A 16,343-nucleotide genomic window follows, 5' to 3' on the forward strand; every position below is an offset into this window, starting at 1 on the left:
AACCACGCACAAGGGGTCTGCCCACGCCGGCCTTCGAGTGGATGCGGGTGCGACGAATTGGCAGGTCAACGTAGGATGCGGGAAGGATCATTCGGACACGATGGCCAGCAGAGGGCGGCTTTCGCGATCCATCGCCGGTGCGAAGGGGGTGCGGGCGCGTGTTCGAGATGCTGAACCATCTCACCGAGGTCGTCGCGCACTCGATCGACTCTCCGTGGTTGTGGCTGATCGTGTTCTTCATGGCCGGGCTCGACGCGCTCGTGCCGTTCATGCCGAGCGAGGCCACCGTGATCGCGGTCGCCGTACTGCTCGATGGTCACCCGCTGAAGCTGCTCATCCTCGCGGTCGTCGCGGCGGCCGGGGCGATGCTCGGTGACACGGTCGGTTACGTCATCGGGCGCGGACCGGGCGCCGCGATCCTGCACCGCCTGCAGCGCAGGGACGGGGGCAAGGAGTTCTACGACTGGGTCCAGCGCATGGTGCGCCGCTATGCCACCGCGATGATCATCGCCTGCCGTTATCTGCCCGGTGGCCGGGTCGCGACCGCGCTGGCCACGGGCGGGATGCGATTCCCGCTCGCCCGGTTCCTCTATCTCGACGCGATCGGCTGCTCGATCTGGGCGGTCCAGGCCGGGCTCGTCGGCTGGATCGGCGGTTCCGCCTTCGAGAACCAGCCCTTCTACGGGCTGCTGCTCGCCTTCGGGATCGTGCTGTGCATCCTCGGCGTGATCGAGATCGCCCGCCGCTGGCTGGCCAAGTCCAAAAAGCTCGACGTACACGAGGATGCCCCGGGTGAGCTCGGCTCCTCCGGAACCGCATCAAGGATGTCATGACCGTTCGGCTCGCCACTTCCGAAGAACTGCGCGCCCTCCCGGAGCTGGAGGCCGCCTCCGACAAACTGTTCGCCGAGATCGGCTGGGGTCCCCTGCCCCCGCCCGGTGACCTCGAGGAACTGCGCGCCGCCGACTGGGTGCACGTCACCGGGCAGCCCCCGGTCGGGTTCGCGCGCGTCGAGGAAGTGGACGGGCACGCGCACCTCGAACAGCTCGCCGTGCACCCCGATCACGGGCGCCGGGGCCACGGCGGGGCACTCGTCGAGGCCGCGTTCACGCACGCCGTCGAGCAGGGGTACACCGCGATGACCCTGATCACCTACGCCGAGATCCCGTGGAACCAGCCCTTCTACGCCAAGCACGGGTTCACCGAACTGACCGAGCTCACCCCGGGCCTCGAGGAACTGCGCGAGCACGAGCGCGCACTCGGCCTGGACGCGCTCGGCACCCGCGTAGTACTTCGCCGCATGGCCTGACCTGGTCAAACGGGTGCTTGTGAGTGGTTGTGTTGGTTCTAACCAACACAACCACTCACGACCGATGCAGGCGCTGGTGGCGCAGGAGGAACCACGCGGCGACCGCGGTGCCGAGCACGAGGAGAGCGCCGAGCCCGGCGGCGACCTGCAGCCCACTCAGGAAGGCGGACCGTGCGGCCTCGAGCAGGGCGTACCCGGTGCGCTCCGGCAGCTGGCCGACCACGGTGATCGCGTTGCCGAGTGAACTGTGCGCGCTGTCCGCGAGCTGCCTGGGTACCCCACTCGGGGTGGGAAACCCGCGGTAGATACCGGAAAGCGCCGAACCGAGCAGCGCGATACCGAACGCGCCACCGAGTTCGTAGGCCGTCTCGGACACCGCGGACGCGGCGCCCGCCTGCTCGGTGGGCACGCTGGACAGGATGACGTCCGCGGTGACCGTGAAGGCCAGCCCGGCACCCGCACCCAGGATGAATAGCTGAACGCCGATAAACAGCACGGAGGTGTCCTCCGCGAACAGGCTCATCCCGCCGAGCGCGAGCCCGAGCAGCACGAGTCCGCCCGCCACGATGACGCGTACTCCGGACCGGCGCGCGAGCTGCCCCGCGATCAGGCCGGTGATGATCGCCCCCACGGTCACCGGCAGTTCGATGAGCCCGGCCTGCAGCGGACTCCGGCCCTGGACCATCTGCAGGTACTGGGAAAGGAAGAACACGGTCCCGGCGAGCCCGAGGATGCTGAACAGGTCCGCGAGCACGGCCCCGGTGAACCCACGGTTGGCGAACAACCGGACGTTGAGCAGTGGATTCGGCAGTCGCAGCTGCCTGCGCACGAACCAGAAGAGCCCGCCGATCCCGAGGACCGCCGCGATCAGCACATCGAGGCGCGCGCCGAACTGGGCGGCCTCCTTGATCGCGTAGACCACCCCGACGAGGCCGATCATGGACAGCGCGACGCTGCCCGGATCCAGCCGCGCCGGATTCGGGTTCCGTGATTCCGGGAGCAGCTTCATCGCCAGCGGGACCACGAGCACCATCACCGGCAGGTTGATCAGGAAGACCGAACCCCACCAGAAGTGCTCGAGCAGCACCCCGCCGAGCAGCGGCCCGATGGCCATGCCCACCGAGGCCATCGCGCCCCATACGCCGATCGCGAAGCTGCGCTCTGCCGGATCGTCGAACAGGGTGCGCACCATCGCGAGCGTGGCGGGCAGCAGGGCGGCGCCCGCGACGCCGAGCAGGGCGCGCGCGAGGATGAGCAGTTCCGGGCTTGTCGCATAGGCGTTGAGCACCGAGATGAGCCCGAAACCGGCCGCGCCGATCAGCAGCATTCGCTTGCGGCCGAACCGATCCCCCACGCTGCCCATCGAGATCAGCAACCCGGCCATCACGAACGAATAGACGTCGGCGATCCAGAGCAGCTGGGTGTTCGAGGGGTGCAGGTCCTCGCTGAGGAACGGGATCGCGAGCCCGAGCACGGTCGCATCGATCGTGACGAGCAGTTCGGCGAGCACCACCACCGCGAGTGCGAACCACCGCATGGTCTTGCTCATGGCTGCTCCCGTCGCGCGCCGTTGAGGAACAGGTCGAGGACCATCGCCCGGTAGTCCTTGCTCGCGATGCGGCCGAACTGCGCGGACCACGCGGCCGCGGCGATCAGCGCGAGCAGGGCATCGGAGAGCCAGGTCGTGCTCATGTCGATCCGGAACTCCCCGTCCGCCTGCCCGCGGTGGAACAGCGCCGCCAGCCGGTCCTCGAGTTGCTGCCAGCCCTCGGAGGGTTCCTCGAGGTACAGCTGGTCCTCGCTGAGCAGGAAGGACAGCAGTGGGGCCGTCGACTCCGTCTCCGCCACCACCCGGTGCAACGCTTCGGTGGCGGTGCCCTCGTCGAGCCGGGCGGCCTGGAACGCCCGCTCCGTTTCCGCGATGCCGAGCTCCTCGAGCGCCTTGATCAGCGTTTTCCGCCCCGCGAAGTACCGGTGCAGCGTCGCCCTGCTGATCCCGGCCGCCTTCGCGACCTCGTCCATCGTCGCGCCGTTGTTGCGGCTGAGCAGGGTGGCCGCCGCGCGCAGGATCGTTTCTCGACTCGACATGAGACGATGATAGCTCACATGAGACAAAAATGTCTCATCAAAGGTCGTGCGCGGAAATGTTGGTTAGAACCAACACAACCACGCAAAACCCCATCGACCGACCCGGTTCGTGCAGGTCAGGAGTGGGTTGCTCAGCCCTGGGCGAGGTCGGTGAAGCGGGAGTAGTGCAGCTGGTGGGCGACCGTGATCGTGGGGGTCGGACCCGCACGGTGCTTACCGAGGATGAGGTCGGCCTCCCCGGCGCGTGGATCGTCGAGCTCGAACGCGTCGGGGCGGTGGATGAGCATGACGATGTCCGCGTCCTGCTCGAGGCTTCCGGACTCACGCAGGTCGGAGAGCATCGGCCGCTTGTCGGTGCGCTGTTCGGGCCCACGGTTGAGCTGGCTGATCGCGACCACGGGGACCTCGAGCTCCTTGGCGACGAGCTTGAGCTGCCTGGAGAACTCGGAGACCTCTTGCTGGCGGGACTCGACCTTCTTCCCGGAGGTCATCAGCTGCATGTAGTCGACGACGATCAGGCGCAGTTCGTTGCGCTGTTTGAGCCGCCGTGCCTTGGCGCGGATCTCCATCATGGTCAGGTTCGGCGAGTCGTCGATGAACAGCGGGGCCTCGGAGATCTCGCTCATCTTGCGGGCCAGCCGCATCCAGTCGTCATCGGACATCTTGCCGGTGCGCATGTCCTGCAGCCGGATCTTGGCCTCGGCGGAGAGCAGGCGCATCACGATCTCGGTGCGGCTCATTTCCAGCGAGAAGATGACGCTCGCCTGCTGGTGATGGATCGAGCAGGACCGCGCGAAGTCCAGGCCCAGCGTGGACTTACCCACACCGGGACGGGCCGCGACGATGATCATCTGGCCGGGATGCAGGCCGTTGGTCACCTCGTCGAGATCGGCGAACCCGGTCGGCACCCCCTTGGAGATCCCACCTCGCGAGGCGATGGCGTCGATCTCGTCCATGGTGGGCTGGAGCAGTTCCTCGAGGATCACGTAGTCCTCGGCGGTTCGCCGCTCGGTGACGTCGTAGATGGCGGACTGGGCGCGGTCCACGATGTCGTCGACCTCGGCGCCGTCCCCACCGCCGTAACCGAGCTGCACGATCCGGGTACCCGCCTCCACGAGCCTGCGCAGCGTGGACTTCTCGGCGACCAGCTGGGCGTAGTACCCGGCGTTCGCCGCGGTGGGCACGGTCGCGATCAGGGTGTGCAGATAGGGCGCGCCGCCGACCCGGGACAGCTCGCTGCGCCGCTCGAGTTCGGCGGCGACGGTGATCGCATCGGCCGGTTCCCCGCGCGAGTAGAGATCGAGGATGCAGTCGTAGACGGCCTCGTGCGCCGGGCGGTAGAAGTCGCCAGGGGTGAGCAGTTCGACGACATCGGCGATGGCGTCCTTGGAGAGCAGCATCCCGCCGAGCACCGACTGCTCGGCGGCCAGGTCCTGCGGCGGCTGCTTCTCGTACGCAGGCGGAGCCCCGGGTGCTTGTTGCGCTTCTCGCTCGTCAGCGACCGTCACCGCGACAGTCCCTCCATTCGCACATACGTTCGATGATACCGCAAAGGTGTGTCCCCTGCGGCGACGTTAGGTCCGCGCCACGGGCCGGGCAACTCACCATGGGGACAGTATTGGGGACAAGGCGTGGACCCGGTGGGGACAAGCTGGGACAGCATGTCGCCCAGAGGTGGACCCACTGGGGACAACCTGGGGACAGTGATGGGATACCTCATCATCCGTACAGGTCAGACCCTGTGGAGTAGTTGTGGACAACTTTGGGGTCAATCGGTTCGGCGTGTCGCGCCGGGCGGGCCCTCGGCGTGTCGCGGGACCGGGCCGCGGACAGCAAAAGGTGGACAGCAAAAGGCCGTCCCGTCCGAGTTCGGACGGGACGGCCCGGGAATGCTTGCGCGGACTACTCCGCGTCCGCGGCACGCACCTGCAGCGCGAAGGTGACCTTGACCTTCGGGTGCAGGTTCGCGGTGACCGCGTGCTTGCCGGTGGTCTTGATGTGCCCACCGAGGTCGATCACCCGCTTGTCGAGCGTCGGCCCGCCGGCAGCCTTGAGCGCGTTGACCACATCGGCCGGGGTGACCGAGCCGAACAGTTTCTTGGAGCTCGGCGCGGTCTTCGCCATCAGGGCGATCACCGGGAGGCTCTCGATGCGCTGCTTGACCTCGTTGGCGTGGTCGAGGTCGCGGATGCGCCGCGCCTCCTGCGCCCTGCGGATGGTGTGCACCTGCCGCTCGGCGCCCTTGGTCGCCGTGATCGCGAGCGACCGCGGGAGCAGGTAGTTGCGCGCGTAGCCGTCCTTGACCTCGACGATGTCGCCGGGGCCGCCGAGGTTGGCCACGTCTGCCGTGAGAATGATCTTCGCCATGACGTGCTCCTTCCTCAGCGCGCGGTGGACGTGTAGGGCAGCAGCGCCATCTCGCGCGAGTTCTTCACCGCGACGGCGATGTCCCGCTGGTGCTGGCTGCAGTTGCCGGTGACCCGGCGCGCGCGGATCTTGCCGCGGTCCGAGATGTACTTGCGCAGCAGGTTGGTGTCTTTGTAGTCGATGGTGTGCGCGTTGCGGTCCCGGCAGAAGGCGCACACCTTCTTCTTCGGCTTGCGTACGGGTGGCTTGGCCACGGTCTTTCTCCTACTTGCTCACGTGGAAATGGGACAGGTTGATCAGAACGGCGGTTCGTCGGAGAATCCGCCGGTGCTCGCCGGTGGTGCGGAGCCCCACGGGTCGTCGGCGGGCGCGGACGGACCGGGCTGGCCGCCTCCGCCTCCACCACCGAAACCGCCGCCACCGGATCCACGGCTGACCTTGTTCACCTTGGCGGTCGCGTACCGCAGCGAGGGGCCGACCTCGTCGACCTCCATCTCCACGACGGTGCGCTTCTCGCCCTCACGGGTGTCGAACGTGCGCTGGCGAAGGCGGCCCTGCACGACCACGCGCATACCCCTGGTCAGGGACTCGGCGACGTTTTCGGCTGCCTGGCGCCAGATGCTGCACCGCAGGAACAGCGCCTCGCCGTCCTTCCACTCGCCACTGGCGCGGTCGAAGGTGCGCGGGGTCGACGCGACTGTGAAGCTCGCGACCGCGGCTCCCGACTGGGTGAACCGCAGGTCCGGGTCGGCGGTCAGGTTGCCGACAACGGTGATCACGGTCTCGCCAGCCATGCTCAGTTCGCTTTCGCCGTCGCGGAACCGCGGGCACGCTGCGCGTCGCGGCGCAGCACCTTGGTACGGAGCACGGTCTCGGACAGCGAGAGCTGCCGGTCGAGCTCGTCGACGGTCGCCGGCTCGGCGTTCACGTCGACAAGGGCGTAGATGCCCTCGCTGTGCTTGGCGATCTCGTAGGAGAGCCTGCGACGGCCCCAGATGTCCACGTTCTCGACCGAGCCACCCCCGGTGCGGACCACCTGCAGGTAGTTCTCGAGCGACGGAGCGACGTTGCGCTCGTCAAGGCTCGGATCGAGGATGATCATTACCTCGTAATGACGCATGAAGACCACTCACCTCCTCTGGACTTGGCGGTCACGGACGTTCCGTGACAGGAGGGTCAACCGGTCCAGGATACGGCAGCGGTTTCCGCAGGCGACGACGGGGCTCGACCGCCGACTTCTCACAGTCGGCGCAGCGCCCAGGTGCGGACGAGCGCGGCGGACACTCCGGCCAGCGCGATGACCGCGATCAGCATCGGGATGCCGACCTTGCTCGATTCGCCGTTCGGGTCCTGCGCGAGCGTGGTCGCCCGGCCTGCCTGGTGCACCGGGTTGTTCGCGGCGCTCTCCGGGCCGAGCTGGCCGGTGGCCGGGGCGTAGCCGGGCACGCCGTAGCGCTCCCCGGGAGGAGCGGCGAGCGAGTCCGGGGTGCCGTAGCGGGCCGAGGGCGGCGCGGACATGGCCGGGATGGCCCCGGAGCCGTATCGCGCCTGCGGCGGCTGCGCGGTTCCGCTGACCCCGCCGGGCGCGGTCGGTGTGCCGCTCGCGGTGCTCGGCGCCTGCGACTGGGTGGCTGGGTGCGAGGGCTGAGGTGCCTGCGAGGACGGCTGCTGCGGTGGCTTGTAGTCCACGGCGGCCGCGGTGAACCCGCAGGTGCCGGTGAGCTCCTTCTCGATGGCGGCCATCGCGGTCTTCTTGTCGGCGCCGAGTCCGTTCGGGTCGAAGAGCTTCTCCGCTGGATAGGCCTTGGCGACCGCGGCGGCGATGGTGTTGCCGGATATCGGAGTGGAGGCCTTGTTCGGCATGCCGGTGAGGGCGATGCTCGGGATCGCTTTGAGTTTGTCGCTGACCCGCTTCGGATCGGTGAACCACACGCCCGAGTTCTTGACAGCTTGGGCGGCCTGTCCCGCTACGGCCGAGCCGGCGATCGAGACGGTGTCACCGATGTGCACGGGAAGCTGTCCGGTGCACGATGACTCGGTCACGGTCGCGGCGGACGCGCTTCCGGCGCCGAGCACGGTCGTGGTGCCGACAATGGCGGCCATGGTCGCGAGTCCCGCGGTTCTACGGAGACCTTTCCTCAACCCGGTCACCCCTTCACTGTTCAACGCGTTGCCTTTTTCATTACCCAAGCGCGGGCGAGCCCCGCGGTGACTCCGGTCGCCGCGATGACGGCGATGAGCAGCGGGACACCGATGTCGTTGCCGCCCTGTTTCACCGGCTCGGCGAGTGCGGTCGCCCGGCCCGCGGTGCGCACCGGGTCACCCATCGAGTCGCTGTTGGTCTGTCCGGGGATCTGACCGAACGAGGGTGCGTTGCCCGGGATCTGCGTCCCGTACTGCGCGCCCTGATCAGCACCGTACATGCCCGGCGCGCCGTACCCGACGCCGAATCCGGGAGCGTCCATGGGAACCGCGCTGTACAGCGAGGCCGGGGACATGGGTGCCGCGGAACCGTAGCCGAGCTGGCCGTAGAGCGGAATCCCGGCGGGAACCCCCTGTGGGCCGCTCTGCGCGGGCGGGGTCGGCAGTCCTTCCTTGTCGGGCGGCGGCGTGCTGCCCTGGTTGCCCGGCTGGGTCGGCGAACCGCCCGGATTGCTCGGGCTCTGCCGGTCCGGCGGGTTCTGCTTGGCGAGGTGCAGGTCGGTCAGGCCCTTGGCGAGCTGCTTCGATGCGGGCGCGAGCGCGTCGGTGACCGGTTTCCCGGCGTCCTGGATCGGCGCCGCGACCGCGTTCGTGGCCTTGGCCAGGATCGAACAGCCACCGGTGAGCAGCTTCTGCAGCACGCTGTTGATGCCGCCGATCAGGTCGGCGAGCGGGCCCTTGTGCGCCTGGGCCGCCCCCGACGGGTTGAGCGCGCGGGCACCGGCCTGCGGGATGGCGCCGATCGGCACGACCGGGCCCTTGCCGATACCGAGAACCGCGCCCAGATCGATGGAGACCGGCTCACCCGGGGACCCGGTCACCGTGGCGTTGCAGCTGCCGACGATCACCGGCTGCGCGGCATCGGCGGCGGGTGCCGCGATGGCCGTCGATGCGAAGCCGACACCCGCCGCGAGCACCGCACTCGCGGCGATCCGTCCAACACGCGCGCCCATGTACTCATCCCTCCTGCCGAATGAGTTAACGACCCAGTAGCCGATAGGTGACGGTCACGATACCGGCGTTCGGTGTCCCGTGGCACCCCCGTGAAACGGGCGGGTGAGGTTTGTCGGTGGGGGTGGTTACGCTGACGGCCATGCGAATCGGAGCACATGTACGCCAGGAGGACCCGATCGACGCTGCGGACGAGGTCGGCGCGAAGGTCGTGCAGTTCTTCCTCTCCGACCCGCAGTCCTGGAAGACGCCGAAGGCCCCGGAGAACGCGGCCGAGATCAAGGACAGCGATCTCGAGGTCTTCATCCACTCCCCGTACGTGCTCAACGTCGCCTCGACGAACAACCGGATCCGGATCCCGAGCCGCAAGCAGGTGCTCGAGCAGTCGAAGGTGGCCGCAGAGGTCGGCGCGACCGGGCTCGTGGTGCACGGCGGGCACGTCACCAAGGACGACGCCCCCGAGGAGGGCCTGAGCAACTGGCGCAAGCTGTTCGAACGGCAGGCCAAGGAGGGCGGTTTCCCGACTCGGGTGCTGATCGAGAACACCGCGGGCGGGGACAACGCGATGGCCCGCGGATTCGACATGCTGGCCAGACTCTGGGACGAGGTCGGCGAATTCGACGCCGGTTTCGTGCTCGACACCTGCCACGCCTTCGCGGCGGGCGAGGACCTGGTCGGGATCGTCGACCGGGTCAAAGCGATCACCGGGCGCATCGATCTCGTGCACCTGAACAGCTCGCGGGACTCGTTCGGTTCCTGGCGGGACCGGCACGCGAACCTGGGCAACGGCACCATCGAGGTCAGCCAGCTCGCCGATGTGGTGCGCGCCGCCGACGCGCCGGTGGTGTGCGAGACGCCGTGGACCGGGATCAGCGAGGACATTGCCTACCTACGCGAACACACCGGCTGAGCGGTCCCGACGCCCGGAACGCCTGGTCCTCGCGGTACTCGTGGCCCTCTGCGGGCTCATGCTCGTCGCGGGGTTCGCGAACAAGGCCCGCTGCACCGGGCCCGGCTACGACGCGCACGGGGTCACCCAGCCCTCGATCGGGACCAGGCAGTACGCCGAGGTCTGCTACTCCGACATCCAGTACCTGTGGCAGGCCAGGGAACTCGACCGGCATCGCTTCCCCTATCTGGAGGGCGGGCTCGACGCACGAGGTGAGCTGACCGGGGGCAGCGTCGAGTACCCGGTGCTGACCGGGATGCTGATCTGGCTGGGCTCGGTGTTCGCGGGCAACGACGGGCAGTTCCTGCTGGCCTCGGCGCTGTTACTGGCGCCGTTCGGCCTGTTCACCGCGTTCGCGCTGGGCAAACTCACTCGCTGGCGTGCGCTGTGCTGGTCGCTTGCCCCTGCCCTGGCGCTGTACGGCTTCCACAACTGGGACCTCGCGGTCGTCGCGGTGAGCACCGGCGGGTTCCTCGCCCTGCTGCGCTGGCGGCGCCCGTTCGAGCAGCGCGCGGTGCTGGCAGCGGTCCTGTTCGGGCTCGGTTTCGCGCTCAAGCTCTATCCGGCGCTGTTCGTGCTGCCGCTGCTCGCGCTGACCTGGACACGGGGTGCGCGGGTCGGGCGGGTGCTGGCCGCCGCGATCGCGCCCGCGGTGTTGGTGAACCTGCCGTTCGTGGCGCTCGGTTTCGACGGCTGGCTGGCCTCGTTCACCTTCCAGGCCGCCCGCAAGGTGGACATCACCACGAACTCGATCTGGTTCTGGGCGTTCCGTCCCTATTCGAATCCGGACAACCAGGCCTTCCAGGACGCGATCAGCCTGGCGGCACCATTGGCGGTGTTGCTTGGCTGCGCGCTCGCGCTGTATCTGGGCCACCGCCGCTACCTGCGCACGGGCGAATACCCGTTCGTCGCGGTGTGCGCGGCGATGCTGTGCGCGTTCCTGTTGCTGTACAAAGTGCACTCCCCGCAGTACGTGCTCTGGCTGCTGCCGTTCTTCGCGCTGCTGCGGGTGCACCCCGGCTGGATCGTCAGCTATCTGCTCGTGGATCTGGTGTTCGGGATCGGCCTTTTCCGGTGGTACTACCAGATCGACTCGGGTATCTACGACGGATTCGCCGCGCAGGCGGTGATGATCGGGGTCTGGGGCCGGGCCGCCCTGCTCGCGGGGCTGTTCCTGGCCTTCCTACGCGCCGCGCCCGGCTGGCACACCGGGTTCGTCGACGGTGATCGTGTGGTTCCGGGCGCCGATCTTGACCGCGGTGATCACCAGCGCGATCACCCCGATTAGCACGTAGGAGTTCCCGTAGATCTGCTGCCACACCGTCCAGTGCACCTCGGCCCCGTTGTCCCGGGGAGCGAACCAGAACGGTCCGAGGTAGCCGATCGCCATGACCGCCACCGTGCCGAGCGCGAGCCAGACTTGCCGTAGCCGCCAGGCGTTGACGGCGAGCAGCAGGAAGGCCGGGGCCACCCAGGTCCAGTGGTGCGACCAGGACATCGGCGAGATCAGCAGGCCACCGATCGCGTTGATCACCAGTGCGGAGGCGGTGTCCCGCACCGCGAGCGCGCGCCGCATCCCGAGCACGATCACCACCAGCAGCGCGAGCACCGCGACCGCCCAGCACACGTTCTGCACGGTCTCATCGGTGATCAACCGGGCGAAGAAGCCCTTGAGCGTCTGGTTCGTCGCGAAGGTGACATTGCCCGCGATGTCGAAGATCTGTTTGGTCCAGAACTGGATCGACAGCCCGGGCGCGATGATCAGCGCGATGGCCGAGGACAGCACCCCGCCGATCACCATGCCCAGTGCCCCGCGCCAGTCCCTGCGCAACAGGAAGAACAGCAGGAACGCACCGGGAACGAGCTTGACCGCGGTCGCCACACCGGTGAGCAGCCCGCGGTAGCGGGTGTTGCGCAGCGCGAGGCAGTCCACCGCGACCAGGGCCATCAGCACCGTGTTGATCTGGCCGAACTGCAGGTTCTCCCGCACCGGTTCGGCGAAGGTGGCGACCGGAAGACCGAGCAGCGCCAGCTTCATCGCGAGCGCGCGCGGGAGCTTGCGGCCCTCACGCTGGTGCAGCTCGCGCACGAAGACATAGAGGGTGGCCAGCAGCGCGATCGTGGAGACCGTGCCGAACAGCACCTCGGAGGGATACAGCTCGATCAGGGTCAGAGGGGTGAACAGCACCGCTGCCAGCGGCGGGTAGAGGAACGGCAGCGCGACGCCCGCGGTGGTGGGCGGCAGATCGTGATACAGCGGTGCGCCCCGGACCAGTGCCTGCGCGCCGAGCCGGTAGACCTCGAGGTCGATCGGTGTCGGGATCACCATCAGCACCACGACCGCGGCGGCGAGCTCGACCACGCCGAGTGCGATCCAGAGCGCCGGCCCGGTTGCGAGCAGCCTGGTCAGTAGTGCTTGTGCTCGCGTCATCATTCTCTAGCCACCACGTAGTCGCGTTCCCGGTTCGCGGCGACCCTACCGGGCGGTGCCCCGCCCGCCTGCGGCTACGGCGCCTTGTGCCGGGCGGCGAGCTCGTTGACCGCGTCCGGATCGCTGCGCCACAGCGCGATCATCGCGCGGATGCGGGTGTTGTGGTCGATCCGGTCGTCCAACTTGGCGAGGCCGAGGGCGCGGTGATCGTCGGGATGCAGATACAGGGTGATCCGGTCGGCCGATCCGGGCGCGGGAGTGCGCAGCTCGGCGGAGGCCGTGGATTCGTTCGGTTCGGGCGCAGCCGGGTGCACTGCCCCGGGCGGGCTCATCCGTTCGGTCTGTACGGGTTCGTCCCGTCGCTCTTCGGGGGCTTGCGGCTCTTCGGATGTCCGCGGCTCTTGGGGAGTCGGCTGCTCTTGGGGGATCGGCGCGACCTGTGGGGTCCTGCCGAGGAGTTCAGCAAGCGTACGTTGAGTTGCCATGGATGACCTCCGCTGCTCCGGTCGGTCGGGCGGGGATGCGGGACACGGGTGCGGTGGTGTGGTCCGGGTCGTATCTGTGGCCGCACATGGCGAGCAACTCGGCGACGAGCGCGCGGTACTCGCGGGTCGCCGCCGAGGCCGTCGAATGCCGGCCCCCAGGTAGATCACAGACCGGCTTGGCCAGTTCGAGCGCATCGTCGTGCGAGACGAGCGCGCGGGTATAAGTGCTTGCGACGCGATAACCGAGCGAACGCAACTCCTCTCTTCGTTCCTCGGCGGCGCGACAGCGATCGCGGTGCACCCGGGTGAGCGCGATCAGATAGGGCACGTTGTTCGGTCGCACGCGTTCGTCCACGAAGGACAGCAGCGGGCGAAGGTCCATCAGTTCCGGCCGGGTGGGGAAGGCGAGCACATCCAGTGCGCCCTCGCGCAGCAGCGCATCGAGCGCGCTGTGCTCACGTACGCCGGGCAGATCCACGAGCACCACGTCGAATCCCGCGGTGCGCAGATCCTCGAGCTCGGCCGGATCGGTGCTCGCGGCGACCTGGAAGGGCATCGCCGCACCCGCCGCGGTCGCCGCGTCGAGGGCGGAACGGTTCGGATCGGTGTCGACGAGCAGGGTCTGCTCGCCGAGGCCGCGAACGCAATGGGTCGCCATGTTCAGCGCGAGTGTCGTCTTTCCCACGCCGCCCTTCGGCCCGCCTACTCCGATCACGACTGTCACCGGGCCAGCATAAACCAGCGAACGGTTTCATGCTAATACGGTATAGCGGGAAAAGGTGTTAGCGGTTTAATGGTTGACCGTCATTCATTCAATTACGACTGTCGGTATTGGTGGGAAAACATTAAACTTCCGTACTATCCTTCGATCGGGTAACGCCGGATTACCCGGTTAATGGGTACACTTCAAAGGGTAATTGAAAACTCGGACGGGCAGGCGTGGCAACACGTTCAGGCGACACAGATGCATGCCCTGCATGCGTGTTTCGCGTCCGTACTGGCGAGTTGGCAACACGAATGAGGGAACATGACCCTCGCTTGTCACCTGATGGTCGCACTCGGCTTTCGTTCTCGCCCAGAGCGTGTTTAATGTTCATTACGGAATTCCTGATCTGCGCGGATCAACCTCGAGGAACCGAAGAACGAAATAGCTACTTGCGTGCGGGTTAACACCAGCGGCGCTTTATCAAGAAACGAACGGGAGTATTTCCACATGAAGACCTTCATGAAGCGGGCCATCACGGTCGCCGCGGCCACCGCTGGACTCGCCCTGCTGGGCGGCACCGCCAGCAGCTTCGCGGCCACCGCGGACACCCCGGACCAGCTCTGCTCGCAGTCCAGCAGCACCACCGAGGGGCCGAACAACGGCACCACCAACTCCCCCTGCAACGTCGTGCCCTCCTACGAGCAGGCGCACAAGGACTTCATCCGTGGCGGCACGCAGATCGGCAAGGTCGGCAAGCTGCTGGAAGGCAAGCCCGGTGAAGCCCTCGAAGGCGTCGGCACCGGCGCGGGCTCGGCTGTCGCGGGTGCGTTCACCGGCGTCATCGCGAACCCGGTTGCCGAAGGCCTCAAGGCCGTGCACGCCCTCGTGCCCGCCTACCCGGGCCCGATCTCGGTGACCGACCACCAGCAGCGCGGCAACGAGCCGGCCCCCAACTGAATGACCCGTTGAGGTCTTTCGGCGAGACCGGGGGATCGACCGGCGCGGATCACGGGCCCTGAACCGCGCGGTCGTTCCTTCCACCGTCGCCGACCGAACGGAAATCTGCCGGGTACGCCGGACACAGACGCTGTGTCCGGCGTACCCGGCTCTCCATGTGCCTCTGGGGATCCTTGCCGTTCAGTCCGAACTGGACTGACGGGGGCCTCAGTCCGAACTGGACTGACGGGGCTTCCCGCTCTTCCCGCGTGCGGAGAGCAGCTTCGGCAGGCTCGGCACGAGGAAGCGGTCGAGGCGTTGCGCGACCGGTCCACCGCTGGGATCGTCGTCCCCGCTGATCCGGACCGGATCCCGCTCCGGGCGCAGGATGTGGTGCACGATCAGTGCGCACAGGCCGAGCACAGCGAGATCGCGAACCGTGACGGTGCCGAGGAACCACTGCGGTGGTAGACCCCGATCCGGTTCGCCCGCCTTGATCGTCTCCTGCTCCAGGTACATGAACATCCGCGGCGCCCAGACGAGCGCATCGATCGCCATCCAGCCGAGCAGCAGTTTCCAGTTCGGCAGGGCGAGCACGGCGAGCGGGACGAGCCAGAGCGAATACTGCGGACTCCACACCTTGTTGGTGAGCAGAAACGCGGCCACGAGCAGAAAACACAGCTGGGCGAGCCGCGGTCTGGTCGGTGCGCAGAGCGCGAGCCAGCCGATCGCGATACAGGCGAGGGCGAGTATGACCCCGCTGAACCCGTTCAACGCTTCGACGGTAGGGAACCCCGCCCAGCCGGTGAGGCCCGAGACGACGTTGTAGAGAGAGTCCGGATCCGCCGCCCGCGAAGCGTTCAGCCGGAAGAACTGCGCCCAGCCTTCCGGATAGGCGAGCATGATCGGCAGATTCACCACGAACCAGGCGAGTACCGCCGTCCCCGTGGTGCGCAGTCCTTCGCGCATCCGCCCGGATCGCAGGCACAGCAACAGAATCGGGAACAGCAGGAACAGCGGATAGAGCTTCGCGGCCCCGCCGAGTCCGAGCAGTATCCCGGCCAGCACGGGTTTTCTGCGCGCCCAGGCGAGTAACCCGGTCGCGGCGAACGCGGTCGCGAGCGTGTCGAAGTTCGTGAAGGCGTGCACCAGCACCAGTGGCGAGGCCGCGACGAGTACGGCATCCCATGCTCGGCGGCGCGCGGTGCGGGCGGTCGCCCAGATCGTCACCAGCCAGGCGAGCCCGAGCAGTAGTGCCGAGGCGTTGAAGTACACCGCGACCGGCAGCGCGGCGGGCAGTATCCCGGAGTGTGCGAGGCTCGTCCACAGGTGGGCGATCTTGGCGTTGACCCACTGGAAGAGACCGGTGAGTACCGGGTACTCCATATAACGCCGCTCGGTGACCTGCTTGCCGGAGTCGTCGGTGGTCTCCTCGGCCCACGAATCACGGTACGGGAACGCGCCCTTGTCCAGTTGCTCGCTCCCGTAGAGCGGCACGATGTCCGAGTAGCACATCGACACGTACTGACGGTGTCCCGACCAGTCGAGCCCGGTGCCCTGATCGTTGGACTGGATGCACGCGGCCTTCCCGCACCAGGAAAGCAGCAGCGCCAGGATCCCGATGGCGAGCACCACCCGGAGCGGAGAGAAGAACCAGTGCCTGCCGATCGCCGCATGTCTGCCGAGGGGGCCGCCGATCACCGTCGACGCCTGCCGCGCGATCGTCTGCGTCCAGGTCGGGATCACACGCTCGTCCGGCGTCAACGAGTCCGTGTCCTCGGTGCTCCGTCGCGAACCCTTCGTCACCGTTCGCGTTGGCTCGCCCGATTCGGTGTCTGACTCGGCGCTTTCGGTCACCGCCGCATGGTACGAGCAACGCCAGAAGGCCCTTGTGAGTGGTTGTGTTGGTTCTAACCAAC

At 67.8% G+C, this 16,343-nt stretch carries 18 protein-coding genes; 5 read left to right on the forward strand and 13 right to left on the reverse strand.

All coding sequences use genetic code 11. From position 1 onward, the window contains the following. Nucleotides 1–167: 167 nt before the first annotated feature. Nucleotides 168–833 (forward strand): DedA family protein, encoded by a 666-nt coding sequence (locus tag AD72_RS19850; RefSeq protein ID WP_231644905.1) that lies wholly within the window; start codon nt 168–170, stop codon nt 831–833. Then, nucleotides 830–1,309: a GNAT family N-acetyltransferase gene (locus AD72_RS19855; protein ID WP_031468031.1), complete on the forward strand. Its 480-nt coding sequence runs from the start codon at nt 830–832 to the stop codon at nt 1,307–1,309. The genes AD72_RS19850 and AD72_RS19855 overlap by 4 nt, the downstream gene beginning before the upstream one ends. Nucleotides 1,310–1,364: 55 nt before the next feature. On the opposite strand, the gene AD72_RS19860 is transcribed toward AD72_RS19855, so the two are convergent. The 9 genes from AD72_RS19860 to AD72_RS19900 form a co-directional block, all read right to left on the reverse strand. Beyond that, nucleotides 1,365–2,858, reverse strand: coding sequence for an MFS transporter (locus AD72_RS19860; RefSeq protein ID WP_031468032.1), 1,494 nt, complete (start codon nt 2,856–2,858; stop codon nt 1,365–1,367). After that, nucleotides 2,855–3,397 (reverse strand): TetR/AcrR family transcriptional regulator, encoded by a 543-nt coding sequence (locus AD72_RS19865; RefSeq protein WP_031468033.1) that lies wholly within the window; start codon nt 3,395–3,397, stop codon nt 2,855–2,857. Before AD72_RS19865 ends, AD72_RS19860 begins: the two co-directional genes overlap by 4 nt. Nucleotides 3,398–3,528: 131 nt before the next feature. Further along, the gene (dnaB, locus tag AD72_RS19870; protein ID WP_031468034.1) at nt 3,529–4,905 is read right to left on the reverse strand and encodes a replicative DNA helicase; all 1,377 of its coding nucleotides are present in this window, start codon (nt 4,903–4,905) and stop codon (nt 3,529–3,531) included. A gap of 394 nt (nt 4,906–5,299) precedes the next feature. Further along, nucleotides 5,300–5,764 carry a 50S ribosomal protein L9 gene (rplI, locus tag AD72_RS19875; protein WP_031468035.1) on the reverse strand — a complete coding sequence of 155 codons (465 nt, stop codon included), beginning with the start codon at nt 5,762–5,764 and terminating at the stop codon, nt 5,300–5,302. Between the two features lie 14 nt (nt 5,765–5,778). After that, entirely contained in the window at nt 5,779–6,018 is a 240-nt protein-coding gene (rpsR, locus tag AD72_RS19880; protein ID WP_020496735.1) for a 30S ribosomal protein S18, read from the reverse strand. 42 nt (nt 6,019–6,060) lie between these two features. Further along, nucleotides 6,061–6,558 carry a single-stranded DNA-binding protein gene (locus tag AD72_RS19885; protein ID WP_031468036.1) on the reverse strand — a complete coding sequence of 166 codons (498 nt, stop codon included), beginning with the start codon at nt 6,556–6,558 and terminating at the stop codon, nt 6,061–6,063. A 2-nt stretch (nt 6,559–6,560) separates the two neighbouring features. Continuing rightward, on the reverse strand, nt 6,561–6,884 hold the full coding sequence (gene rpsF / locus AD72_RS19890) for a 30S ribosomal protein S6 (RefSeq protein WP_031468037.1): 324 nt from the start codon (nt 6,882–6,884) through the stop codon (nt 6,561–6,563). 119 nt (nt 6,885–7,003) lie between these two features. Beyond that, nucleotides 7,004–7,867 (reverse strand): hypothetical protein, encoded by an 864-nt coding sequence (locus AD72_RS19895; RefSeq protein WP_031468038.1) that lies wholly within the window; start codon nt 7,865–7,867, stop codon nt 7,004–7,006. Between the two features lie 59 nt (nt 7,868–7,926). Further along, nucleotides 7,927–8,919 (reverse strand): hypothetical protein, encoded by a 993-nt coding sequence (locus tag AD72_RS19900; protein ID WP_031468039.1) that lies wholly within the window; start codon nt 8,917–8,919, stop codon nt 7,927–7,929. A gap of 140 nt (nt 8,920–9,059) precedes the next feature. On the opposite strand from AD72_RS19900, the gene AD72_RS19905 reads away from it, so the two are divergent. After that, on the forward strand, nt 9,060–9,827 hold the full coding sequence (locus tag AD72_RS19905; protein ID WP_031468040.1) for a deoxyribonuclease IV: 768 nt from the start codon (nt 9,060–9,062) through the stop codon (nt 9,825–9,827). Next, nucleotides 9,799–11,154: a glycosyltransferase family 87 protein gene (locus AD72_RS35770; RefSeq protein ID WP_231644903.1), complete on the forward strand. Its 1,356-nt coding sequence runs from the start codon at nt 9,799–9,801 to the stop codon at nt 11,152–11,154. Before AD72_RS19905 ends, AD72_RS35770 begins: the two co-directional genes overlap by 29 nt. Here AD72_RS35770 and AD72_RS19915 read toward each other — a convergent pair. From AD72_RS19915 to AD72_RS19925, 3 genes are all read right to left on the reverse strand, one after another. Then, nucleotides 11,050–12,297 (reverse strand): glycosyltransferase 87 family protein, encoded by a 1,248-nt coding sequence (locus AD72_RS19915; protein WP_197285023.1) that lies wholly within the window; start codon nt 12,295–12,297, stop codon nt 11,050–11,052. The two genes, AD72_RS35770 and AD72_RS19915, sit on opposite strands and share 105 nt — an antisense overlap. Before the next feature lie 74 nt (nt 12,298–12,371). Then, nucleotides 12,372–12,629, reverse strand: a complete 258-nt coding sequence (locus AD72_RS19920; RefSeq protein ID WP_156365278.1) for a hypothetical protein — start codon at nt 12,627–12,629, stop codon at nt 12,372–12,374. 127 nt (nt 12,630–12,756) lie between these two features. After that, the gene (locus AD72_RS19925) at nt 12,757–13,506 is read right to left on the reverse strand and encodes a ParA family protein (RefSeq protein ID WP_197285024.1); all 750 of its coding nucleotides are present in this window, start codon (nt 13,504–13,506) and stop codon (nt 12,757–12,759) included. 489 nt (nt 13,507–13,995) lie between these two features. On the opposite strand from AD72_RS19925, the gene AD72_RS19930 reads away from it, so the two are divergent. After that, on the forward strand, nt 13,996–14,445 hold the full coding sequence (locus AD72_RS19930) for a hypothetical protein (protein ID WP_031468045.1): 450 nt from the start codon (nt 13,996–13,998) through the stop codon (nt 14,443–14,445). Nucleotides 14,446–14,652: 207 nt separating this feature from the next. On the opposite strand, the gene AD72_RS19935 is transcribed toward AD72_RS19930, so the two are convergent. Then, a complete protein-coding gene (locus tag AD72_RS19935) occupies nt 14,653–16,230 on the reverse strand; it encodes a glycosyltransferase family 87 protein (RefSeq protein WP_031468046.1) in 1,578 nt (525 codons plus the stop codon). Between the last annotated feature and the right edge of the window lie 113 nt (nt 16,231–16,343).

The sequence above is a fragment of the Sciscionella sediminilitoris genome, from assembly GCF_000737195.2.
Taxonomy (GTDB): Bacteria; Actinomycetota; Actinomycetes; order Mycobacteriales; family Pseudonocardiaceae; genus Sciscionella; species Sciscionella sediminilitoris.